This is a genomic window from Chryseobacterium sp. MYb7, from assembly GCF_002979455.1.
GTDB lineage: Bacteria > Bacteroidota > Bacteroidia > Flavobacteriales > Weeksellaceae > Chryseobacterium.
Genome location: NZ_PCOU01000006.1, coordinates 24,937 through 46,628 on the forward strand (window position 1 = coordinate 24,937; position 21,692 = coordinate 46,628).

Here is a 21,692-nt window from a genome sequence, read left to right on the forward strand (position 1 = left end):
TTACAAAAACGGTTTCATTTCATCCTCAATCTGCGTTCTCAGTTCCATCAGGCGCTTAGCGTAAATTTCCTGCTGCTTTTCTTCCTCTGTTTCCGGGATCCATTTCGGTACAGGAAGTTTTTTACCATTTTCGTCTACCGCAACAAAAACAATAATACAGTGGGTTTTTTTCTCAAAATTAGGCTGCTTCAGGTTTCTCGAAAAGACATTAATGGCGATATGCATGCTGGATGTTCCGGTAAAAATCACCTGAGCATCTACTTTTACCACTTCCCCGATTTTGATGGGATCATAAAAACGAATTCCGCCCACATATACTGTGACAGAATAATTACCACTCCAGGTTGTTGCGCATGCATAACCTGCCTGGTCAATCCATTTCATAACACTTCCTCCATGTACATTTCCTCCGTAATTAACATCTGAAGGCTCCGAAATAAACTGAAAAGTAATAGGCTTGTTCTGCATCTTTATAAAATTTGAATAAAGTTATTTAATAATTTCCAAAGTTTTAGATTAAATCCTACTTTTGAAAGATGAAACTTTCAATGAAAGGGAATTTTAACCAATAACAGATTTAGAAATAGTAATGAAGAAAGTATTTTATCTCAACACATGTGATACCTGCAGAAAAATTTTAGCCCAATTTGATCTTACAGACTGGAAACTTCGCGAAATTAAAAAAGAGCCGATCACGAAAGAAGAATTGGCTGAAATGCATAAAAAAACAAAATCATACGAAGCGTTATTCAGTAAAAAATCTACTCAGATCAAATTGAGAGGATTGGATGTGAAGTCTTTAACCGAGAAAGATTTTAAAGAATTACTGCTGGATCATTATACTTTCCTGAAAAGACCTGTCTTTATTACAGACAAGGAGATTTTTGTAGGGAATGATAAGAAAAATGTTGAAGAATTGCAGAAGTTCTTTGGTGTAAATTAAGTAATAAGATTGTAAATAATCTATATATCCGGCTTAATGATTTTTATTATTAAGCCGGATAATTTTATATCATACTCCAAAATTTATTTTTTGTAAGTATTTGTATATTAGTTAGTTTTATGGTTTGAATGATTATATTTGTATTACCAAAATTAATAATATGAAAACAAACTTTTCAAAAACAAAGAATCTTAACAGATCAGCTTTAAAGGAAATTAATGGTGGAGGGAAAACCCTTCCGGTTAACTGTAATACATTATGTTGGCCTGCAGGCGGAGTGATTTCCAATACTCCCGGGGTAGGTGATGTCTGTTCTCCGGACAGAAAAATATGCTGTATCTGTTATTAGACAAAAAAAGAGGCTGTGATTTTCACAGCCTCTTCTCTTTTTACTATTTTTTCCAATTATACAAAAGGAGCTTTCACCACTTTTGCCGGAATGTTCTTATTTCTTACCTGAATAAAAATCTCAGATCCTAATTTGAAATGAGGCTTGTCTACGTAAGCAAGACCTAAACCTACTTTCTTCATTGGAGACTGTGTTCCCGAAGTTACTTTTCCAATCACATTTCCTTCAGCATCTACTACAGGATAATCGTGTCTTGGAACTCCTTTGTCTGTCAATTCAAAAGCTACTAGTTTTTTAGTAACTCCTTCTTCTTTCTGTTTTGCGAAAACATCTTTAGAAACGAAGTCTTTATCAAACTTGGTAATCCATCCTAAACCAGCTTCAATAGGAGAAGTTGTATCATCGATATCATTTCCGTAAAGGCAGAATCCTTTTTCAAGTCTTAAAGTGTCTCTGGCAGCCAATCCGCAAGGAATAATTCCTTCTTCTTTACCAGCTTCTATTACGGCATCCCAAAGTTTTTCAGCACTTCCGTTGTTGAAATAAATCTCAAAACCTCCACTTCCTGTGTATCCTGTGTTTGAAATGATCACATCATTTTCTCCTGCAACACTTCCTACAGTGAAATGATAGTAAGGGATTTCGGAAAGGTTTACTTCCGTAAGTTTTTGAAGAATTTCAGTAGCTTTAGGCCCCTGAACTGCCAATAATGACATTTCATCAGAAGCATTGGTCATTTTAGCCCCGAAAGTATTGTATTTTGAAATATGATTCCAGTCTTTGTCGATGTTAGAAGCATTTACCACTACAAAATATTTGTCATCTTCCATTTTGTAAACGATAAGGTCATCTACAATTCCTCCGTTTTCGTTAGGAAGGCAAGAATATTGAGCTTTTCCGTTTTCAAGCGCATCTACATTATTGGTCGTTGCAAACTGTAAAAGATCTTTTGAACCTGGTCCTTCGATGAAAAACTGTCCCATGTGGGAAACATCAAATAAACCTGCTTTTTCTCTTACGGCAAAATGTTCTTCTGTAACCCCTGAATATTGAACAGGCATTTCAAAACCTGCGAAAGGTACGATCTTAGCTCCCAAAGAAACATGTTTGTCGTACAAGGCTGTTTTCTTCATATTTAATTTTTATTTCTTTATTTTAAAACTGTTGAAAGTCTCATTGAATTGAGTCATATAATTTCCGTTCCAGAATTTCTGACCGCAGTTGATGGTAATCAGATATAGATCTTTATCTTTTTGGAAAGCTTTGGTAATCCAATACAGCTTTCCTTTTTCATCAAAATATTCGTAGAAATATTCTGTATACCCTTTTTTGCTTCTGCTTTCTTTTACTTTATTTTCCGGATCGGTAGATTTATTAAGATCCAGAACAAATTTTTTCATTTGTTCTTTTGGAAGTTCCAGTCCGTGGTATTCGGAAATGGTGATTGCTCCAATTTCACTTGTCGGAAAAATATTCACAATCTCACTGTCATTAGTAGATTTCCACCCTTCAGGCACATTAATAGAATAGTTGGGGCTTTCATATACTTTTGCTTTCTGCGCGAAAAATAAACTTCCCGTGAAAACGGCTGCGGAAAATAAGATCTTTTTTATCATTAGAAATGGTGTTTATATTCTTCCAGAATGATTTTGAACCATTCTGTAAAGTTTTCAGGAGTTTCAGCGATTTCTTTATCCAGATCTTCAGGAGTAATGAATCGGACTTCTTCCACTTCATCTTTATTCAAATTAAAATCAGCTTCGTGATTTCCTACAAATACATGATCCAGCTCGTGTTCCCAAAGACCACCACCCACATCTGCTTTATAAATAAAATTGAATTTTTCTGAAAGTTCTGCCTCTATCCCCAATTCTTCCTTCAGTCTGCGTACTGCTCCTTCTTTATAAGTTTCCCCTTCTCTCGGGTGCGAGCATACTGCATTGGTCCATTGATTGGGAGAATGATATTTTCCTGACGCCCTTTTCTGAAGAAGCATTTCTCCTTTACTATTGAACAAGAACACAGAAAAAGCACGATGTAACAAGCCATTGATGTGAGCCTGTTGTTTTTCCATCAGCCCTAAAACTTCATCTTCAGTATTTACTAAAACGACAAATTCTTCCATTCCTACAAATGTAAGAGTAATAAATGTATTTTGGAAATTTTTAGATAAACATCATGCTTTTTGTAATACCTTTAATGAGGGGGAAGAAGTAGTGAAGGCTTCGAAGTAAATTGGCAAATTCGTTATTTGACTTTCTTTATATTGTTAGATTTATTTGTTTAAAGATAAAAAACAAAACGAAAAATTTTAACCATTTGTGATAAAATGACTAATAAAATATTGATATTGTTCTTTAAATAATAGTTTTTATAGTAAAATATTAACATTAATGAAGATTCATAGGTCTGATACCTGTAAAAATGCTAAATTTGTTTTTTAATATTTAGTAATGGAATTAGAATACATTGAACACATTAGTCCTATTCTAAAGGATGGAATAAAAAATTACTTAATAGATATCGACGGAACCATTACTGATGATGTTCCCAACGAAGAACCGGAAAGAATGGTTACCTGCGAACCATACCCTGATGCACTGGAAACCATTAACAAATGGTATGACGAAGGACATCAGATCTGCTTTTTTACTTCAAGAACCGAAAATCTAAAACAAATCACTATCGACTGGCTGGATAAGCATGGTTTCAAATACCACAGCGTGCTTTGCGGAAAACCGAGAGGAGGAAATTACCACTGGATAGACAACCACCTGGTAAGAGCTACAAGATATAAAGGGAGATTTACGGATTTGGTAGAAAAACAAGTGACCATTGAAGTATTCAAAGAAGACGGAGAATAAAAATATAATTCAAAGATTTAAAAATTAAATGTGAACCAGTTCCTTTAATTTTTAAATCTTTCATTTTTTAATATACTTGATATTTTATGAAAGTTTTAGCAAACGACGGCCTGGATCAATCCGGAATAGATGCATTGACAGAAAAAGGCTTTGAAGTGATTACTACAAAAGTTCCACAGGAGTTTTTGGTAGATTATATTAATGAACATAAGATTCGTACCCTGTTGGTAAGAAGTGCTACACAGGTAAGAAAAGATATTATTGACGGATGTCCGTCCATCGACATCATTGGTAGAGGTGGAGTAGGTATGGATAATATTGATGTAGATTATGCAAGAGAAAAAGGAATTCACGTGATCAATACACCTTCAGCTTCTTCAGAATCTGTGGCTGAGCTTGTTTTTGCTCATTTATTTTCAGGGGCAAGATTTCTTCAGGATTCCAACAGAAAAATGCCTTTGGTAGGAGATACTGAATTTGGAGGTCTTAAAAAAGCGTATGCTGCCGGTATCGAATTGAGAGGAAAAACCATTGGTATTGTAGGTATGGGAAGAATTGGTCAGGAAGTGGCAAGAATTGCTTTAGGCCTTGGAATGAGAGTTGTAGCCGCTGATAATAATGTAGGAAAAGCAAGCATTAAAGTGAAGTTTTACAACAATCAGTTTATCAATGTTGATATCGAAACTGAACCGTTACAGGAAGTGCTGAAACATTCAGACTTTATTACTTTACACGTTCCGGCTCAGAAAGATGGGTATATGATTGGTCAGAATGAGTTTGAAATGATGAAAGAAGGAGTGGCTGTTGTGAACTGTTCAAGAGGTGGAGTTATTAATGAAGCCGCTTTAATTCAGGCTTTGGATTCAGGTAAAGTAAGATTTGCAGGATTAGATGTTTTCATTAATGAGCCAACACCTTCTAAGGAGATTCTTAATCATCCTAAAATTTCACTTACTCCTCACACAGGAGCCTCTACTCTTGAAGCTCAGGACAGAATTGGGCTTTCTCTGGCAGAGCAGATTTCAAGTATCTTACAAATTCAATAATTTGAAATGGTATAAAACAATAAAATCACCTCCATGGAGGTGATTTTTATTTTTAAACTGTTATCAGATTATATATTCTTGCTTTTTAATAAATCTCTGATCTCTGTAAGTAATTTTTGGTCGTCTGTAGGTCCTGCAGGAGCTGGAGCTTCTTTTTTGTTAACTTTATTTGCTAATTTGATAATCCAGAAAAGAACCATAGCAATACAAAGGAAGTTGATGACAGCCGAAAGGAAGTTTCCATAAGCAACGCCATTCCATGTAAGTTTGGCAACGTTTTCCGCACCTGCTGCTTTCAATGCAGGGTTAAGGATCAGAGGAGTGATTACATCTTCCACCAATGACGAAACAATTTTACCAAATGCTGCACCAATGATCACACCGACAGCCAGATCGAGAACATTTCCTTTAAAGGCAAACTCTTTAAATTCTTTAACAAATCCCATAATTTATATTTTTTTTAATTAGTATATACACAAAAATATAATTTAAAAATGTAAAAAACACTACTTTTTATGGTTTTTTATTCCCAAAATATTGAATTTTATGAGGGATTTATAGAATTTGTTTTAATGAATATTTCAGCTTTTTACAGATACATTATCTCATTAATGAGGTCTCTTTATTTTTGTTATTGACGTGGCATCATAATGAAAAATCTTTTGTAATTTGCTTAAAAGTTTGATTTACCTATGAAAATTTTTACCGCAGAACAGATACGCAGATGGGATCAGTTTACAATTTCCTATGAGCCGGTTTCTTCTATTCAATTGATGGAAAGAGCTTCAACAGCATTGGCACACTGGATTTCAGAACACTGTAAAAATCATAAAAAACTGGCCGTATTTTGCGGAAGCGGAAATAATGGAGGAGATGGATTGGCAGTAGCAAGACTCCTTTATCTGAAAGGCTTTGATGTGGATGTCTTTGTAGAAGATCCTAAAGGAAAATTTTCAGAAGATGCTTCAGTAAATTTGAAAAGACTTCGGGATATGTCAGGAATATCTGTAAGAAAATTTGATCAAATTGAACAGTACAATTTTGATGACAAAACAATTATTATCGATGCTCTTTTCGGAACCGGATTATCCAGACCGCTGGAAGGAGAATATAAAATGCTTGTAGAACAGTTGAATGCTAAAAAAAGTATTAAAATATCCATTGATATCCCTTCCGGATTGTCTGCGGATAAGATATTTGATCATGATCCTGTTATTCTGATGGCTGATTATACCCTGACTTTCCAATGTTGGAAAAGAACTTTTCTCCATCCTGAAACCGGAAAATATACCGGAAAAGTAGAAGTATTGGATATAGATTTAAACAAAGCTTATTCAGAAAATACAGAAACAGCCTATTTTGTAACAGATGATTCTCTGATAGAATCTATTTTTAAACCTAGAAATGAATTTTCCCATAAAGGCAGTTTTGGTAAGGCAGCCATCATAGGTGGAAGCTATGGAAAGATAGGAGCTGCAGTGCTGACTACAAAATCTGCCTTAAAAACCGGAGCTGGTTTAATCTTTACGGTGGCACCGGAATGTGGATACGAAATACTTCAGACTTCATGTCCGGAAGCCATGTTTATAAAAGGAGGAGAGAAGTTGATCACCAATTTTGAAATTGAAAAAGATTTCACCTGTGGTGTAGGACCAGGGTTGGGAATCCACACAGAAACCGAAAAAAGCTTTCTGAATTTCCTGAAAAATTATGAAAAACCATTAATTCTGGATGCTGATGCCTTGAATATCACTTCAAAAGATCCGGAAAACCTGAAATTAATACCTAAAGGATCCATTCTTACTCCTCATCCTAAAGAGTTTGAAAGGCTTTTCGGAAGTACTGAAAATTCTTTTAAAAGGCTTGAGCTGGCAAAGGACAAGGCAAAAGAACTGGATATTTATATTGTGCTCAAGGATCATCATACTCAAGTTATTACTCCGCAAGGAAATATATTTTATAATATAACGGGGAATTCAGGGCTGGCAAAAGGAGGGAGTGGAGATATTCTTACCGGAATTCTAACCTCACTATTAGCACAGGGATATTCTGAGGAAGAAACCTGTATTTTAGCTGTATGGCTTCATGGAAGAGCCGCTGATTTTGCTGCAGAAAAATATTCTAAAGAAGCAATGTTGCCAAGTAATGTTATTGATGAATTCGGAAATGTTTTTGAAGAACTAAATAGGAAGGCAGAGGTAAGTTTGTAACAAAAAGGAACTTAAAAAGACGAGAAATCTTAGAGTGCTTATATAATTAAAAAGGCAAGTCTGTAATACTACAAACTTGCCTTTTTTATCTTAAAACTGGAGTTTTCAATTTCCGGTTGCTTATTTAGCTTTTTCAATATATTCCGGTTTCTCATTCTCTTCTGGAGTGATCTTGAATTTCTTAGAAATGATCATAATAATTACCCCTGCAATCATAAAAGGAATGGAAAGAACCTGGCCTGTATTCAGACCTCCAATCTGGATGAATTCATCTCCCTGTGGCTCTTTCAGGAACTCTACAAAGAATCTGATTGCCCAAAGAATAATAAAGAACAACCCGAATAACCATCCCTGCTGATATTTTTTATCCGTTTTTCTATATAAGATCCATAATAAAATGAATAATAGAACATATCCTACAGCTTCGAATAGCTGGCTGGGATAACGAGGTACAGTAAGACCGTACTCACTGCTTTGCTGTGGGAAAAGAAGAGCAAACGGAGAGTTGGGATCAGCTGGTTTACCAACAATTTCAGAATTGAAAAAGTTTCCCATTCTTACAAATGCACCTCCCAGAGCTACTACGATACCCAATCTGTCATATACCCAGAATGGATTCTTTTTGATGATTTTAAATGAATAATAAAGCGTAGTGAAAATCAAAGCGATAGTAGCTCCATGGCTTGCCAATCCTGAAAATCCCGTGAATTTAAAGCCATTTTTTGTACTGATTGGTAAAAATACACTCCAGAAATCCTCTTTGAATAATTCCGGCTGATAGAAAATAACATGTCCTAATCTTGCTCCCAGAATAGTCCCAATCAATGTCCATGTGAAAAGAGGTTCGAGATATCTCTGGTTGATATTGTCGATATTAAAGATTCTGGTCATTAAAACATAGCCGAAACCAAAGGCAAATACAAACATCAAACTGTAGAAATGAAGGGTAAAAGACCCGATATGAATCCCTTTTGAAGGATCCCATATTTTAAAGGAAGTTTTAAGTTCTACTTTGTCAGAATCTGTGATAGGTTTTGCTAATTTTACTGCATATTTGAAGGAGGTAACATTCTCAGGAGTAGCAGAAGCATCTATCAGTTTAAAATTTTTATCAAAAAACTGATACTTAGAATCCTTGAACCTTCCTAACGCCGAAGCTGCATAATTATAATAAGCTGGTTCAAGGCTGGATCCGTTAAGGATCACAACAAAAGAATAGCTCTTATTTGATTCTCTGTCCGGAAAAGCTGTCAGGTCTCCCATTTCTGTAGTGGAATAGATTTTTACCGAAACATTGTTTCCGTTGACATCTAAAGTTCCGTCAGATAAACCTCCAGGGTATTCCTGTGCAAAAAAAAGCTGCGTTGTGAACGCAAACAGCACAAGATAAATTCTGAAAAAAATAGTATTCATTTTCTATTGATTTAATAGTTTGATTATTGACATTTATGTTTGGGTGGAACGGGATCATAACCGCTTCCTCCCCAGGGGTGGCATCTTAAAATTCTTTTAAATCCCAGCCAGAAACCTTTAAAGATCCCATGAACGCGAAGTGATTCAATCATGTAATGGGAACAGGTAGGTTCGTAGCGACAATTTTTGGGAAGTAAAGGCGAGATAAACCATTGGTAGAATTTTATCAAAATTACCAGTGGAAATGTAATGATTTTATTGAATGTAAGTTTCAAAACAATGCAAAAATAGGGTAAAAAAATGAAAATTAGTTTAAATTTGTTATAAGTTTCGGTGATCAAAAATCCGGAACATTGATCTTAAAAAAGAATTACTTTGAATCAAAATATTCCACTAGCCGAAAAACTGAGACCCAAAACCCTGAACGATGTATTGGGGCAGGAGCACCTTACCGGCGACAAAGGAACGATCAGAAAAATGATCGAAAATAATACCCTGAATTCACTCATTCTCTGGGGCCCTCCCGGAACAGGAAAAACCACATTGGCGGAAATTATTTCAGAGCAGTCCGGGAGGAAGTTCTATAAACTTTCTGCCGTTTCTTCAGGAGTGAAAGATGTAAGGGATGTTATTGATGATGCTAAGAAACAGAATCTGTTTTCAGGAAAATCGCCCATTTTATTTATTGATGAGATTCACCGGTTTAATAAATCTCAGCAGGATTCACTGCTGCACGCTGTAGAAAAAGGCTGGATTGTTTTAATAGGAGCTACTACGGAAAATCCAAGTTTTGAAGTGGTTTCGGCTCTGCTTTCAAGAAGTCAGGTTTATATTTTAAAAGCTTTGAGTTATGAAAAGCTGGAGGAATTGATTGATATTGCTTCCGAAAGATTTAATAAAGATGAAGAAACCGATTTTAAAATCCTTGAAAAAGAAGCTTTCATTCAATATTCCGGGGGTGATGCCAGGAAATTGATCAATTCTGTAGAATTGGTTTTGAATCAGTATAAAAATTCAGATACAACGAAAATTATTAATTCCGATGTGTTGGAAGTTCTTCAGGAGACAATGGCTCTTTATGATAAAAATGGAGAGCAGCATTACGATATTATTTCTGCTTTTATCAAATCCATGCGTGGTGGAGATCCTAACGGAGCGGTATATTGGCTGGCAAGAATGATTGCCGGAGGAGAAGATATTAAATTTATTGCCAGGAGAATGCTTATTCTGGCCGCTGAGGATGTAGGGCTGGCAAATCCTAATGCTTTGGTGGTCGCTAATAATTGTTTTCAGGCGATCAATGTCATTGGAAATCCTGAGGCGAGGATCATATTAAGTGAAACAGCAGTCTATCTTGCGGTTTCGCCTAAAAGTAATTCTGCTTATATGGCTATTAATGAAGCATTGGCTTTGGTGAAACAAACAGGAAACCTTCCGGTGCCGCTTCATTTGAGAAATGCTCCTACAAAACTGATGAAAGATCTGGATTACGGAAAAGAATATAAGTATGCCCATTCATATGAAGGTAACTTTGTAGAACAGGATTTTCTTCCCGAAGAAATCAGGAATGTAAAACTGTATGAGCCCGGTAATAATTCAACGGAAAAGAAGATTTACGAAGAGCTTAAGAAAAAATGGAACAATAAATATTAGAAATAAAAAAGGATGCTGACAAACGGCATCCTTTTTTGTATGATTCAAATTATTCGGTAGTATAGATAAACAATGTTTTCTTACCGTTGTAATCTTTTGTTTCTGCTCTTTTCGTGATTTCAGGATAGATCATTGTGCTTGTGTCCGTAAATTCATATCCCTCAATAAATACAGGGTTATCTGCCGGAAGATTATATTGAGCATTCATATTGGATAGTGCCATTCTGTCAAATACATTTTCTCCGTTTTTGAATTTGTATTCAGTTACCCCTTTTGTAAAAACAGAGCTGTATTTTTTTAAACTTTGGGGAAGATTTGCCGGAGAATTGTATACTTTCGAAACCTGTAATACGTTTTTCTTTGCATTGAATAATTCTACTGTTCCAATAGCATTATCAGCAACTGCAAACTTTACAGCAGGATTTTTTTGCTGTGCAAATAAAGTAGCAGAAGATAGTATTAAAAAAGAATAGAGTAATTTTTTCATAATCAGAATATGTAACTGTTAAAAACGTGATAAATATAGTTATTTTTTATAAAATGTGAATGAATTGTTGAATTGTTTTACGTTTTATTTAGAAATAAAAACTTTTATCCCGATTATCAGTCTGTGCCATCTTCAGTTTTATCTTTTTTATCAACCATATTTCTTATCATGTTTTTCAATCGCTGGAAAGCGAAAGAACTTAATAATAAGATGATTCCAAGTGCAATGAAAGCATTGATTCTTGAGATATTATCCATTTGCCACACATCGTAACCATAAAGTTTTAACACCATAAGGCTTATCAGTGCAAAACCAATCTTGTTGTATTCCTGAATATCTTTTTTCAAGCCGGTGTAAATAAAAATACTGGCAAGAATTGTCCATATAATAGGAAGGTAAAGAATATTGAAATGCTCACTTACTTCATAAGAATGAGGAATATCATGGGAGATCATCAAGACATAAGAATGATGGAATTCATAACTAATACAAATAATAACGGCCAAAGACAGCATCCAATAAGAAATCGGACGTTTATTAAACTCTGAAGTAGGAATGATTCTGAAGCATACATATATAAAAGGTATCCACTGAAGCAAATGCAGTAAATAAAAACTTAAATGTAACCTCTTTGTTAAAATAGCGGGGACAATTGATGAAACTGAAGCCGATAAATTAAGGGTTGCCAGAATAAAAAGCAGATAGATAAGAGCCGTTTGGATGTTACTGCTGATATTTAATGTTTTTCTGAAAAGTAATAAGAAGAAAATATAGTAAATCGTAAATAGCATTCCTGTGCTGGTAATCGCTTCCCATGGCATATCTGAAATGTGGTAAGTGATCTCAAGAAGAAAAGTAATATAAATAACTCCATAACTGGCAACGGTAATGAGATCTTCAACAAAGGTATTGGGTTTTGATTCCTGTTTAGTATTTCTTAATAAATATAAATTGGCAATAATAGAAGCTATGGTAAACGAACTGGTAATAAAAGGTGGATTAAATACAATATTAAAGTCGTTGGTGCCTAGATATTCTGTCCACGTTACAATCTGAGCGATCATGACCATTGGAAAAAGAATATAAAAGAAAATCCTGAAAATGTTATGTCCGGTTTTTTTCCAGATGAAAAGAAGCAGTGTAGCTTCTATGGCCCAAATACTGGTGATGAGATGAGTTTTGAATTGAATGGCTATAGCTGTTGTGATAAGGCTGGTAACCAGTCCTGCAAAAACAGAATAAGGAATACCAAAGTTTTTTTGACCATATTCTCTAAATAGCAGAATGGAATTTACGGCTGCAAAAATAAGAGGGAAGATGATTGGCGGTTCATAATTTAGGGTGTCAAAAATGTAAAGCAATCCGAGAACACTCGAAAAATTAGCTAAAGCAAGTATTAAAATATCTGATGTTGAAAGTACATTTTTCCTGAAATAATCATACAGAGCAAAAATGTAGAAAATCACATAGCTGATCAGGTAAAAAGTAATGCTTAGCAATTCTGTACTCTCATTCGTCCAGTAAAAAAGATAGGCCGTTGTGAAAAGATAGGCTGTCCATCCTACGCTTTTCCAATGCTGAAGAAAAGAAGCTGTCAGCATACCTATATTTAAGAGAGTAAGGTAAATAAAAAGGAAAAGGTAATTGCTTTGTCCGGTGCTGATCATCAATGGAGCAGCGAAACCGCCTATTAATGAAAAAATAATCAAAACCTCGCTCTTATAATAATAGGATAGGAGAATAGAGGCTGCGGTAATCAAAGCAGTAATAAGAAATGCAGTATTCTGTGTAAAAAGATGATATTCCCGGAAAGCAATGGTAGCTGTGAAGTATAACACGGCAATACCTCCGCCGGTTATGATAGAAGCAAATGTGGTATAGTTTTTTCGGAGGAAATGTCCGGTAATGATAATTCCCGCTCCGGTACACAATCCGATAGCAGTTCTTGCTGTTTCTCCGATCCAGTTTTTATCAATAGCATATTTTACAAAATACCCGATTCCGAGAACAAGGGTGAAAATACCAATAATGGTCAGTGCATTCTGTTTTAAAAAATCAAAAACAGGAGTGAGCCAGTCTTTTTGCTCTGGTGTTGGTATTTCTTTGGCTCCTTCACCCTGTTTTACATCTTCATGATAGATCTGATGAGGTTGTATTTGCTGTGCAACAATAGTTTCTTCTGTGGAAGTTTTTTTATGAATCACTTCAGCCGGAGCCGGAGTCTTATTTATTTTATAATTAAGATCCGAGATTTCCTTTTCAAGTTTTCTGATTTTAGTATTCAGATTATTGAAAATGATAAAGATTATGATAAGGATTATAACAGCAACAAATTCATTCATTTCATTAGTTTTATCAAATATAGAGAAATGTTTGAAAAGCTATTTAAAAAAATTAACCCATCACAGTATAAGCGATGGGTTAACGGTATAGATAACTAACAATATGTTTTACTAGTTTGATACTTTGTAGACGTAAAAGGACGCAACACTGGATCCTAACAAACCTACACTGATATTTCCTGTATCAACAAGTCCGAATGAAATTTTATCACCCGCCTGAAAAGAATATAAGGAGTTGATGCTGGAATCAGAAAATGTAATGTTAATTGCTAATGCAAGGTTGATACCGCTGAATGGGCGTGTATCTATCAGAGTTGTTACTGCAGATCTGGTTCTGGCTATTCCGATACCTGGAGCACCTGATAGCAATGAAGCCTGTAATCCTGTTCCATATCTGAATGCAAAGCCAACAGCATACACACCAGTAGATGGAATATTATAAGAACCATCAGCATTTGTAAATAAAGCTGCACTCCCTATTGTTCTGTCAGCTTGTAAAAAGTTGACAGGCTGGAAATCTGAAGGTAAAACTCCTAAATTCAGGATATTGACACCTGTAGTTTTTCTTGCATTATACACTGTGGTATTGGTTCCGGAGGCAGCTATTAATATTGCCGGATCCATAGAAAAGACCTGAGTAGTTCCCTGGTTAACTGCTAAAACCTGATATCCGGGAAGTGCAGTAGCTGCTGGAACGTCTCTAACTTTCAATGTTCCGTTAACATCTAGAGTCGCAGTTGGAGTAGCTGTGTTGATACCGACTTGAGAAAATAGAGGTATAGCTGCGCACGCTAGCATTAAGCTGTAAAGTTTAGTTTTCATGATCAAGATTTTAATTAGTTGCTTAGCAAATATACAATAAAAATTATACCAACCGTTGTGATATTTTTAATTTTAATATTAATATGATGTAATATATTTAAATATATGTTTGTATTTAAATTAATTTGGTGTCATAATTTAATTACGAATTATTATATTTCTTTTTTAATTAATATCCTGTTTATAAGGGTTTTAATAAAAAATAATTCTCCCTTAATGGTGGGTTATTATAGTGTAAAATGAAGTTATTATCCCTTGAATGACTTCTCTTAAAATTTTTGTGATTTTAATAGATATAAAAGAAAAAACACCACCTGATGGCAGTGTTTTTTATCATTTTTTGTTGACTTTGTTTAGCTTTCCAGGAGAAATTCTTTGTAATTTCCAAGAAAATCAACATTGGCTTCAATAGATTCAAGCTCTTTAAGGGCATTTTCGTGCAGAACATCTTCCCAAGATCCTTCTACATTAATAAAGAAGAAATAATTTCCTAGCCCGGTCTTTAATGTTCTGGATTCAATTTTGCTAAGGTTCATCTTTCTCCACGCGAAAACAGATAAAACCTGGTGTAATCCACCTGGATGATCTTCAGGCAGCGTAATCAGCATTCCTGATTTTTCCCCTAAAGTTTCCAGTTTGTCATTTTGGTATTTGTTCTGTTGTTTGGAGATGATGATAAATCGGGTGTGATTTTGTTCAAAATCCTGAATATCGCGGTTGATGATCCTTAATCCATATAAATTAGCAGCAAACTGGTTGGCTACTGCTGCAATAGGAGTGTCCGGATTTTCTGAAACAAATTTTGCCGCCGCTGCTGTAGAGGAGAAGTCCTGTTTTGGGATCTCTTTATAATGTGTGTCCAGAAAGTGGAAGCTCTGTGCAAGAGCTTGCGGATGCGAATATATTCTTTCAATATTCTCAATAGAGTTTTCCGGGTGAATCATCAGGTGATGGGCAATAGGCATTACTGCTTCTGCTTCAATTTTAATAGACGGGGTTTTATATAGATAATCCAGCGTCATAGAAACGGTTCCTTCGATGGAGTTTTCCAAAGGCACAACCGCTTTTACTGCTTCTCCGCTTTCAACGGCTTTAAAACAATCCAGAATACTGGCTTGAGGTAATAGCTCGTCATCAGGGAAAAGCTGTGCCGTGGCAAGCTGGGTGAAACTGGCGTGAGGTCCCAAAAATGCAATCTTCATAATATAATATATAAGGGATGATTAAAATAAAGGTACAAAGGTGCGAATTAATTCATAAACAGAGTGCGTGTTGCGGTTTTGTTTGTTATGGGTTGCGAGTTGCTGGTTTATTTTGTTTATGGGTTAAGTAGAGATAGGTATTTTAACTGTATTAAAGAATTCACTCTTCACTTGCGAAGCAAAACTCACTATTGACTTTAATAGCCTCTACCTGTATTCTGTTGAACGCCTCTCAAATCCCTAATCCCTGCCACCTGCTAACTACTCCCTTTCCTTCCAGTTCTTCTCAATCATTTCCATAAGAAAATCCGGACACTTGATAACTTTGTTGGTTTTTGCATCCAAAAAGAAAAGAGTAGTGGAAGCTTCTGTTATTTTAATATGCTCTTCATTGTAAATTTCATATTCAAATTCAATTCTTACACCCGGAATTTTTTTTACATAAGTATGAATTTCTAATTTTTGATCATACAAAGCCGGACGGATATATTTAATTTTGTAGTCTGAAACAGGGAGCCAAATTCCTTGGTTTTCAATTTCATCGTATGAAATTCCTATGCTTCTGAAGAGCTCAACTCTCGCTACTTCGAAGTACGTTGCGTAATTACCATAGTATACATATTTCATTGGGTCCGTCTCTGCGTAACGTACTCGTATTGAGTGTGTTGTGTGTATCATTTTAGGTCTTAAATTATACATACAAATATATTTTTAAATAATCAATACCTCCAATATTTTTTTTTGAAAAGAAAAAATTAGACCTTTGTCTTCCTTCTAAACACAGTACAAACAAAGAATAATCGGGGCATAAAAATGGATGACAATTTAATGATGATATGGCAGAAATGCCTTCAGTTTATGCGTGATAACCTGAACGCAGCTGAAGATAATTCTGACCTGAAAAAACTTGAAAAATCTTTCGATATGTTATTCGACAAGGTTCAGCCGCTTTCATTAGTAGCTAACAACCTTACGTTGATCGTACCGAGTGATTTTTACAAGGAATATATAGAGGACAATTACTTGTCCTTACTTTCTGCTGCCCTGAAGAAAAATATTGGAAAAGGAGTGAAATTATGGTATTCTGTGATGGAAAACAGACCAAAAGGTGAAGAAAAACCTGTTACCATGAATATCAAGGGACAAAGCGTTCCTACCCCAAAAACACAGGAAACAATGCCACAAGGCTTTTCTGCTAATATTGTAAACCCGTTTGTAGTTCCTGGAATTAGAAAAGTAAATATAGATTCTAACCTGAAGCCGGACTATTCATTTGATAGTTATGTAGAAGGAGAAAGCAATAAATTTGCAGCCACTGTAGCCAGATCCATTGCAAAGAGACCTGGTGCAACAGCTTTCAACCCGTTATTTTTATATGGAGGTTATGGAGTTGGAAAAACCCACTTAGGTCAGGCTGTTGGGCTTGAAGTAAAAAATCAGTTTCCTGATAAAGTAGTTCTTTATTTGTCTTCTGAAAAGTTTATCCAGCAGTTTATCTCTGCTGCCAAAGCTCATAAGCAGACTGAATTTGCTAATTTTTATCAAATGGTAGATGTTCTGATTATTGATGATATTCAGTTCTTGTCAGGAAAATCTGCTACACAGGATAGTTTCTTCCATATTTTTGATCACCTGCATCAGAACGGAAAACAGATTATCCTTACTTCCGATAAAGCGCCTGCAGATATTATGGATATTCAGGACAGAATTGTTTCCCGTTTCAAATGGGGACTTTCTGCGGAAATAAAATCTCCGGATCTATCCACAAGAAGACAGATTATCGAAGATAAACTAAGTAGAGATGGGATTATTCTTCCGGGAGATATGCTTGATTTCCTTGCTGTTGAAACAAAAACCAATGTAAGAGAACTTATCGGAGTGATCAATTCGGTGATCGCTTACTCTACAGTATATAAGAGAGATCTGAGTCTTGAATTATTAAAGGAAACCATCAACAGAATTGCTGCTAACCAGAAGAAAGTCATCAACATTCCTTATATTCAGGAAGTGGTTTGTGATTATTTTGGAATCAAAAAAGAGCAGTTACTGTCAAAAACAAGAAAAAGAGAGATTGCATTACCAAGACAGCTTGCTATGTATTTCTCCAAAGAATTAACCAATTCTACATTTAGTAAAATCGGTGAGGAGATGGGAGGAAAAGATCACTCTACAGTAATGTATGCTTGCGATACCATCAAAGACGTTTCTAAAATTGATAAAGAAATCAAGAAGTACGTAAAAGACCTTACTGAAAGAATCAAACAATAATAGTATTGAGCTGAAATAAATTAAAATGAAGGATAGTTTTATTCTTCATTTTTTATTTAGTTTTGTCATGATAAAAGACTCTTTTTAAATAAAACAGGATATGAAAATACTAATGGTTTGTCTGGGAAATATATGCAGAAGCCCTTTGGCGGAAGGTATTATGAAAGCAAAACTACCAGATCATTATGTGGTAGATTCAGCTGGAACGATTTCAATGCATGAAGGCGAGCACCCTGATAAAAGAGCCATTAAAACTGCATTTAATCATCATATTGATATATCTCAACAAAGATCAAGACCTATAACCAGAAAAGACTTTGAAACTTTTGATAAAATCTACTGCATGGATATTAATGTATGTGAAGAGGTAATTTCTAAAGCTAAAAACGAAGAAGAACGCCAGAAAGTGTCCTTGTTTTTAGAAGAATTGGGAGATTACAAAAATGTTGAGGTTCCGGACCCTTATTGGGGGGATATGACTGATTTTGAAAAGGTTTTCCAGCTTTTGGATAAAGGGTGTGATGCTATCAGGAACCAAATATCAAAATAATATTCATGAAAAAGCTGCTTTTACTGCTTTTATTAAGCATTAATTTCACCTTTGCCCAAACCAAAGGTGAAACAGAAATCCGTGAAGTAATGGACGACTTCATGGGATGTATTAAATCCAGAGATGAAGCCAAATATCTTTCCTTGTTCCAGGAGCCGGTGCTTTGGACTGGAATTTACAAAGATAGAACGCAGGCTAAGCGTCTGGAGAAAAATCCCAAGGCAGATTATTATTTTGCTGACGACTATAAAGCTTTTATCAAAAGTTTTAAAGATGATAAATCTGAAGAAAAATTTGACAATATTAAGATTGTGGAAGATGGAGCAATAGCTTCTGCCAATTTCGATTACAGTTTTTGGTACGACGGTAAAATGGAAAACTGGGGAAAAGAGATCTGGACATTAATGAAGATCAATGGAACCTGGAAAATCACCTCCGTTACCTTTTCTATGGATTTGACAAAATACTTCCCACAACCTACATTAAACGAAAGAACTAAAAAATAATACAATGCTTTTTTTACTCCCTGCTTACTTATCAGAAAATACTTCTATCAACCACTTTTCACCTGTTTTGAAGGATTATATCATGCAAACAGATTATTTCTTTGTGGAAAATGAGAAAACAGCACGAAAGGTTGTTAAGTTTTTTGCTCCGGAAAAAAAGCAGGCAGATCTGAAATTATTCTTATTGGATAAATACACAGAAAATGCAGATATCAAGGAAGCTCAGGAACTAATGCTGAAAGGACAGGATTTTGGATTGCTGTCAGAAGCCGGATTACCATGTATCGCAGATCCTGGAAACCTGATTGTAAAATGGTGTCATGAGAAAAATATCAGAGTGATCCCTATTTCTGGACCTTCATCTATTATCCTGGCCTTGATTTCCAGTGGGTTCAACGGACAGGAATTTACTTTCCATGGCTATCTTCCTATTGATAAAGGAGAGAAAAAGAAACATATTATGAATCTTGAAAGCCTCGTTCAGAAAACCGGATATTCGCAGATTTTCATGGAAACACCGTACAGGAATAACCAGCTTTTTGAAGATTTGTGTAAGTTTTTATCACCCAATACAAAGCTTTGTATTGCGGCCAATATCAACGATCCTGAACATGAATTTATCAAGACAAAAACCATAAAAGACTGGCAGAAACAAAAGCCGGAACTTCATAAAATTCCTGCAGTATTTGTACTTGGGAAATAAGCTTTATTCTTTTTTGATTCAATGTAATCTTAAGAATCTTTACAATTTACAGGCTGAAAGAATTAAATATTCTCTCAGCCTTTCTTTTTTTTTGATTGAAAAAAAATTTCGGTAATTCATTAACAGTCATATCAATAACAATATTTTACCTCTTTTTTTCTCTCTTTAAGGTTGATTCAAGTAAAATTTATTTCAATAACATGTGATTAATTATTTAATTTTTCCTATTTTTATGCTTTAACACATCATGATGATATGTTAATAATAATATGTTATGAATTATTATTTTATGTTTTAATTTAAAATATTAACTAATTTATTTTGTTTAATTTGATTTTTGTTAAAAATTTTATAATTTAAGTTTTTCGCTGAATTTAAGCTAATCCCTTTTGTGTTTCTTTAGTGATTTAGAGGGCAAGGGTTTGAAAAATTAGCTTTATAGAAAATTGCTCCGATACAATCAACCCTAAATATTTAAATATGAAGACACGTAAAATTTTTTTTCCGGTATTGCTGATGTTGGTTATGCTGGTACCCTCTTTAATTCATTTGTCTGCACACGGATATGTAATGAGCCCTGCCTCACGAGGATATCAGGGAAGTCTGGATAAAGCCTCGCTTGGCTATTCAGTGGCATTTGGAAAATACGGTTCTGTAATTAATGAACCCGGATCTCTGGAAGCGCCAAAAGGTTTTCCTGCATTGGGCCCGGCAGATGGAAAGATTGCTTCCGCTAATGGAAGTATAGGCGGAGACACTACATTGGATCTCCAAACTGCTGATCGTTGGAAAAAAACCAATATTTCTACGGGTGTGAATGCCTTTATCTGGAAATACTCGGCGTATCATGCGACTGCAAAATGGCATTATTATATGACAAAGCAGGGCTGGGATCCTAATCAACCGCTTTCCCGTCAGGATCTTGAGCTTATTGGTACAGTCACACACAACGGAACACCACCACAGGATAATGTTTCTCATCAGATTACTGTTCCTGCTAACCGTACAGGTTATCATATTATTTTAGCGGTTTGGGATGTAGCAGATACCACTAATGCATTTTATAATGTAATTGATGTGAATGTAACCTCCGGAACAGACGTTTCTGCACCTGCCACTCCTACAGGATTAACTCAGGTAGGAGTAACAAGTTCTTCTGCTAAAATAAGCTGGAACCCGCAATCAGACGCAGTATCTTATACTATTTTCCGTAATGGGCAAAATATTCAGCAGGTAAGTACACCTACTTTTCAGGATACTGGCTTAACTGCTAACACAATTTATATGTATGAAATACAGGCGAAAGGTTCTTCGGGGCTTACTTCAGGGAAAAGCGCGCCACTCAACGTGAAAACAAACAGTGAGGGGACAATTGAAAAACCTACAGCACCATCCAATCTCCATTCGATGGCAGTTACTGAAAACTCAGTTTCACTCATGTGGATGGCTTCTACCCATTCACAGGGAATTAAAAATTATCAAATCTTTGAAAATGGAATCAAAGTAGGAGAAACCGTACAAACAAGCTTTTTAAGAACAGGATTGGCACAAGACACAGAATATCGTTATACCATAAGATCCGTTGCTATGAACAATCAGCTCTCTGATGCGAGCAATGAATTAAAAGTCAGAACGAAGAAAGTTACACCAGGAAATGGACAATCCTATTGCGGAGCAGAGCAATATAATGCTGCTAATGCATATCCTACAGCAGGTGTAAAAGTTTTCTATTCTTGCAAAATCTGGAAAAACAAATGGTATGCAAATCCGGGAGAAATGCCGGGAACCAATATGGTATGGGAAGAAGTAAGTGCATGCACCGAAGGACCTGGTTGTACATCAAGTGGTTCGGTTACTTACTGCGGCGCGCAAGAGTATAGCCCAACAAAAACTTATCCAACAGCAGGAACAAAAGTATTCCATGCTTGCAAAATCTGGGAAAACAAATGGTATGCTAATCCGGGAGAGGCACCGGGAAGTAATGCAGTTTGGAAAGTGGTAAGTGACTGTAATGAAGGGCAGGCTTGTAAAGCATCCGTTTTTGCCAGTAAAGAAAATGATCTTTCAATCATAATATCTGAGCATCTGATCAATTTTGCGCCTGAAAGCTATTATAATAAAATAAGCAGAGTAGATGTCATTACTCCTCACGGGCTTCAGATTATGACTTTCATGAATCCGGTACAGAATAGCATGAATATAAGTCGACTTCAGTCCGGAATCTATTTTGTGAAAATCCTTTATAAAGATGGAAGCAGTATTACCAAAACCATCAGAAAATAAATTTTCAATAATATTTAACAGCTGTTAACAAGACTATTGCATTGTTATTGA

23 protein-coding genes are annotated in these 21,692 nt (G+C 35.4%); 11 read left to right on the forward strand and 12 right to left on the reverse strand.

Going from position 1 to position 21,692, the window contains the following annotated elements; genetic code table 11:
* On the reverse strand, positions 1-468 hold the full coding sequence (locus CQ046_RS06790) for an acyl-CoA thioesterase (protein ID WP_105701524.1): 468 nt from the start codon (positions 466-468) through the stop codon (positions 1-3).
* Between the two features lie 121 nt (positions 469-589).
* Between CQ046_RS06790 and CQ046_RS06795 the strand changes: the two genes are divergently transcribed.
* Both CQ046_RS06795 and CQ046_RS06800 read left to right on the forward strand, forming a co-directional pair.
* Positions 590-943: an arsenate reductase family protein gene (locus CQ046_RS06795; RefSeq protein ID WP_105701525.1), complete on the forward strand. Its 354-nt coding sequence runs from the start codon at positions 590-592 to the stop codon at positions 941-943.
* Positions 944-1,103: 160 nt separating this feature from the next.
* Complete coding sequence (locus CQ046_RS06800; protein ID WP_105701526.1) at positions 1,104-1,292, forward strand: hypothetical protein; 189 nt, start codon at positions 1,104-1,106, stop codon at positions 1,290-1,292.
* A 56-nt stretch (positions 1,293-1,348) separates the two neighbouring features.
* Here the strand turns inward: CQ046_RS06800 and gcvT are convergent, their stop codons facing one another.
* Genes gcvT through idi form a run of 3 tightly spaced genes read right to left on the reverse strand, consistent with a single transcriptional unit; the run spans position 1,349 to position 3,417 of the window.
* Positions 1,349-2,425: a glycine cleavage system aminomethyltransferase GcvT gene (gene gcvT / locus CQ046_RS06805; RefSeq protein WP_105701527.1), complete on the reverse strand. Its 1,077-nt coding sequence runs from the start codon at positions 2,423-2,425 to the stop codon at positions 1,349-1,351.
* A gap of 9 nt (positions 2,426-2,434) precedes the next feature.
* The gene (locus tag CQ046_RS06810) at positions 2,435-2,908 is read right to left on the reverse strand and encodes a hypothetical protein (protein ID WP_105701528.1); all 474 of its coding nucleotides are present in this window, start codon (positions 2,906-2,908) and stop codon (positions 2,435-2,437) included.
* Positions 2,908-3,417, reverse strand: a complete 510-nt coding sequence (gene idi / locus CQ046_RS06815) for an isopentenyl-diphosphate Delta-isomerase (RefSeq protein WP_105701529.1) — start codon at positions 3,415-3,417, stop codon at positions 2,908-2,910. Before idi ends, CQ046_RS06810 begins: the two co-directional genes overlap by 1 nt.
* A gap of 328 nt (positions 3,418-3,745) precedes the next feature.
* On the opposite strand from idi, the gene CQ046_RS06820 reads away from it, so the two are divergent.
* Together CQ046_RS06820 and CQ046_RS06825 are read left to right on the forward strand one after the other, a co-directional pair.
* Positions 3,746-4,156, forward strand: coding sequence for a phosphoheptose isomerase (locus tag CQ046_RS06820; RefSeq protein ID WP_089695560.1), 411 nt, complete (start codon positions 3,746-3,748; stop codon positions 4,154-4,156).
* Between the two features lie 86 nt (positions 4,157-4,242).
* Entirely contained in the window at positions 4,243-5,202 is a 960-nt protein-coding gene (locus CQ046_RS06825) for a D-2-hydroxyacid dehydrogenase (protein WP_105701530.1), read from the forward strand.
* Between the two features lie 68 nt (positions 5,203-5,270).
* Here the strand turns inward: CQ046_RS06825 and mscL are convergent, their stop codons facing one another.
* Positions 5,271-5,648 carry a large conductance mechanosensitive channel protein MscL gene (gene mscL / locus CQ046_RS06830; RefSeq protein WP_105701531.1) on the reverse strand — a complete coding sequence of 126 codons (378 nt, stop codon included), beginning with the start codon at positions 5,646-5,648 and terminating at the stop codon, positions 5,271-5,273.
* 246 nt (positions 5,649-5,894) lie between these two features.
* Between mscL and CQ046_RS06835 the strand changes: the two genes are divergently transcribed.
* On the forward strand, positions 5,895-7,412 hold the full coding sequence (locus tag CQ046_RS06835; RefSeq protein WP_105701532.1) for an NAD(P)H-hydrate dehydratase: 1,518 nt from the start codon (positions 5,895-5,897) through the stop codon (positions 7,410-7,412).
* A 120-nt stretch (positions 7,413-7,532) separates the two neighbouring features.
* Here the strand turns inward: CQ046_RS06835 and lgt are convergent, their stop codons facing one another.
* Entirely contained in the window at positions 7,533-8,399 is an 867-nt protein-coding gene (gene lgt / locus CQ046_RS06840) for a prolipoprotein diacylglyceryl transferase (protein ID WP_105701667.1), read from the reverse strand.
* 449 nt (positions 8,400-8,848) lie between these two features.
* A complete protein-coding gene (gene yidD, locus CQ046_RS06845; protein WP_047423501.1) occupies positions 8,849-9,100 on the reverse strand; it encodes a membrane protein insertion efficiency factor YidD in 252 nt (83 codons plus the stop codon).
* Positions 9,101-9,200: 100 nt separating this feature from the next.
* Here yidD and CQ046_RS06850 point away from each other — a divergent pair, with 100 nt between their 5' ends.
* The gene (locus CQ046_RS06850) at positions 9,201-10,478 is read left to right on the forward strand and encodes a replication-associated recombination protein A (RefSeq protein WP_105701533.1); all 1,278 of its coding nucleotides are present in this window, start codon (positions 9,201-9,203) and stop codon (positions 10,476-10,478) included.
* Between the two features lie 49 nt (positions 10,479-10,527).
* Here CQ046_RS06850 and CQ046_RS06855 read toward each other — a convergent pair whose 3' ends face one another.
* The 5 genes from CQ046_RS06855 to CQ046_RS06875 all read right to left on the reverse strand — a co-directional run bounded on the left by CQ046_RS06855 (position 10,528) and on the right by CQ046_RS06875 (position 16,009).
* Positions 10,528-10,965, reverse strand: coding sequence for a hypothetical protein (locus tag CQ046_RS06855; RefSeq protein WP_105701534.1), 438 nt, complete (start codon positions 10,963-10,965; stop codon positions 10,528-10,530).
* Positions 10,966-11,081: 116 nt separating this feature from the next.
* On the reverse strand, positions 11,082-13,307 hold the full coding sequence (locus CQ046_RS06860; RefSeq protein WP_105701535.1) for a DUF2339 domain-containing protein: 2,226 nt from the start codon (positions 13,305-13,307) through the stop codon (positions 11,082-11,084).
* Between the two features lie 111 nt (positions 13,308-13,418).
* Positions 13,419-14,129, reverse strand: a complete 711-nt coding sequence (locus CQ046_RS06865; protein ID WP_105701536.1) for a hypothetical protein — start codon at positions 14,127-14,129, stop codon at positions 13,419-13,421.
* A gap of 353 nt (positions 14,130-14,482) precedes the next feature.
* Positions 14,483-15,331 (reverse strand): prephenate dehydratase, encoded by an 849-nt coding sequence (gene pheA / locus CQ046_RS06870; protein ID WP_105701537.1) that lies wholly within the window; start codon positions 15,329-15,331, stop codon positions 14,483-14,485.
* Between the two features lie 261 nt (positions 15,332-15,592).
* The gene (locus tag CQ046_RS06875) at positions 15,593-16,009 is read right to left on the reverse strand and encodes an acyl-CoA thioesterase (RefSeq protein ID WP_105701538.1); all 417 of its coding nucleotides are present in this window, start codon (positions 16,007-16,009) and stop codon (positions 15,593-15,595) included.
* A gap of 135 nt (positions 16,010-16,144) precedes the next feature.
* Here CQ046_RS06875 and dnaA point away from each other — a divergent pair, with 135 nt between their 5' ends.
* The 5 genes from dnaA to CQ046_RS06900 all read left to right on the forward strand — a co-directional run bounded on the left by dnaA (position 16,145) and on the right by CQ046_RS06900 (position 21,641).
* Complete coding sequence (dnaA, locus tag CQ046_RS06880; protein WP_105701539.1) at positions 16,145-17,599, forward strand: chromosomal replication initiator protein DnaA; 1,455 nt, start codon at positions 16,145-16,147, stop codon at positions 17,597-17,599.
* Between the two features lie 100 nt (positions 17,600-17,699).
* Complete coding sequence (locus CQ046_RS06885) at positions 17,700-18,149, forward strand: low molecular weight protein-tyrosine-phosphatase (RefSeq protein WP_105701540.1); 450 nt, start codon at positions 17,700-17,702, stop codon at positions 18,147-18,149.
* A 5-nt stretch (positions 18,150-18,154) separates the two neighbouring features.
* Positions 18,155-18,655: a nuclear transport factor 2 family protein gene (locus tag CQ046_RS06890; protein WP_105701541.1), complete on the forward strand. Its 501-nt coding sequence runs from the start codon at positions 18,155-18,157 to the stop codon at positions 18,653-18,655.
* A 4-nt stretch (positions 18,656-18,659) separates the two neighbouring features.
* Positions 18,660-19,358: an SAM-dependent methyltransferase gene (locus CQ046_RS06895; RefSeq protein ID WP_105701542.1), complete on the forward strand. Its 699-nt coding sequence runs from the start codon at positions 18,660-18,662 to the stop codon at positions 19,356-19,358.
* A 480-nt stretch (positions 19,359-19,838) separates the two neighbouring features.
* Complete coding sequence (locus tag CQ046_RS06900; protein WP_105701543.1) at positions 19,839-21,641, forward strand: lytic polysaccharide monooxygenase; 1,803 nt, start codon at positions 19,839-19,841, stop codon at positions 21,639-21,641.
* Positions 21,642-21,692: the final 51 nt, after the last annotated feature.

Excerpts from the sequence above, each read along its gene's own strand:
- gcvT (WP_105701527.1), bottom strand. The coding sequence starts at position 2,425 with ATGAAGAAAACAGCCTTGTACGACAAACATGTTTCTTTGGGAGCTAAG.
- mscL (WP_105701531.1), bottom strand. The coding sequence starts at position 5,648 with ATGGGATTTGTTAAAGAATTTAAAGAGTTTGCCTTTAAAGGAAATGTT.
- CQ046_RS06835 (WP_105701532.1), top strand. The coding sequence starts at position 5,895 with ATGAAAATTTTTACCGCAGAACAGATACGCAGATGGGATCAGTTTACA.
- CQ046_RS06825 (WP_105701530.1), top strand. The coding sequence starts at position 4,243 with ATGAAAGTTTTAGCAAACGACGGCCTGGATCAATCCGGAATAGATGCA.
- CQ046_RS06875 (WP_105701538.1), bottom strand. The coding sequence starts at position 16,009 with ATGATACACACAACACACTCAATACGAGTACGTTACGCAGAGACGGAC.
- CQ046_RS06890 (WP_105701541.1), top strand. The coding sequence starts at position 18,155 with ATGAAAAAGCTGCTTTTACTGCTTTTATTAAGCATTAATTTCACCTTT.
- CQ046_RS06865 (WP_105701536.1), bottom strand. The coding sequence starts at position 14,129 with ATGAAAACTAAACTTTACAGCTTAATGCTAGCGTGCGCAGCTATACCT.
- CQ046_RS06895 (WP_105701542.1), top strand. The coding sequence starts at position 18,660 with ATGCTTTTTTTACTCCCTGCTTACTTATCAGAAAATACTTCTATCAAC.
- CQ046_RS06885 (WP_105701540.1), top strand. The coding sequence starts at position 17,700 with ATGAAAATACTAATGGTTTGTCTGGGAAATATATGCAGAAGCCCTTTG.
- CQ046_RS06860 (WP_105701535.1), bottom strand. The coding sequence starts at position 13,307 with ATGAATGAATTTGTTGCTGTTATAATCCTTATCATAATCTTTATCATT.
- CQ046_RS06790 (WP_105701524.1), bottom strand. The coding sequence starts at position 468 with ATGCAGAACAAGCCTATTACTTTTCAGTTTATTTCGGAGCCTTCAGAT.
- CQ046_RS06795 (WP_105701525.1), top strand. The coding sequence starts at position 590 with ATGAAGAAAGTATTTTATCTCAACACATGTGATACCTGCAGAAAAATT.
- CQ046_RS06820 (WP_089695560.1), top strand. The coding sequence starts at position 3,746 with ATGGAATTAGAATACATTGAACACATTAGTCCTATTCTAAAGGATGGA.
- CQ046_RS06855 (WP_105701534.1), bottom strand. The coding sequence starts at position 10,965 with ATGAAAAAATTACTCTATTCTTTTTTAATACTATCTTCTGCTACTTTA.
- CQ046_RS06810 (WP_105701528.1), bottom strand. The coding sequence starts at position 2,908 with ATGATAAAAAAGATCTTATTTTCCGCAGCCGTTTTCACGGGAAGTTTA.
- CQ046_RS06800 (WP_105701526.1), top strand. The coding sequence starts at position 1,104 with ATGAAAACAAACTTTTCAAAAACAAAGAATCTTAACAGATCAGCTTTA.
- pheA (WP_105701537.1), bottom strand. The coding sequence starts at position 15,331 with ATGAAGATTGCATTTTTGGGACCTCACGCCAGTTTCACCCAGCTTGCC.
- idi (WP_105701529.1), bottom strand. The coding sequence starts at position 3,417 with ATGGAAGAATTTGTCGTTTTAGTAAATACTGAAGATGAAGTTTTAGGG.
- CQ046_RS06900 (WP_105701543.1), top strand. The coding sequence starts at position 19,839 with ATGAAGACACGTAAAATTTTTTTTCCGGTATTGCTGATGTTGGTTATG.
- dnaA (WP_105701539.1), top strand. The coding sequence starts at position 16,145 with ATGGATGACAATTTAATGATGATATGGCAGAAATGCCTTCAGTTTATG.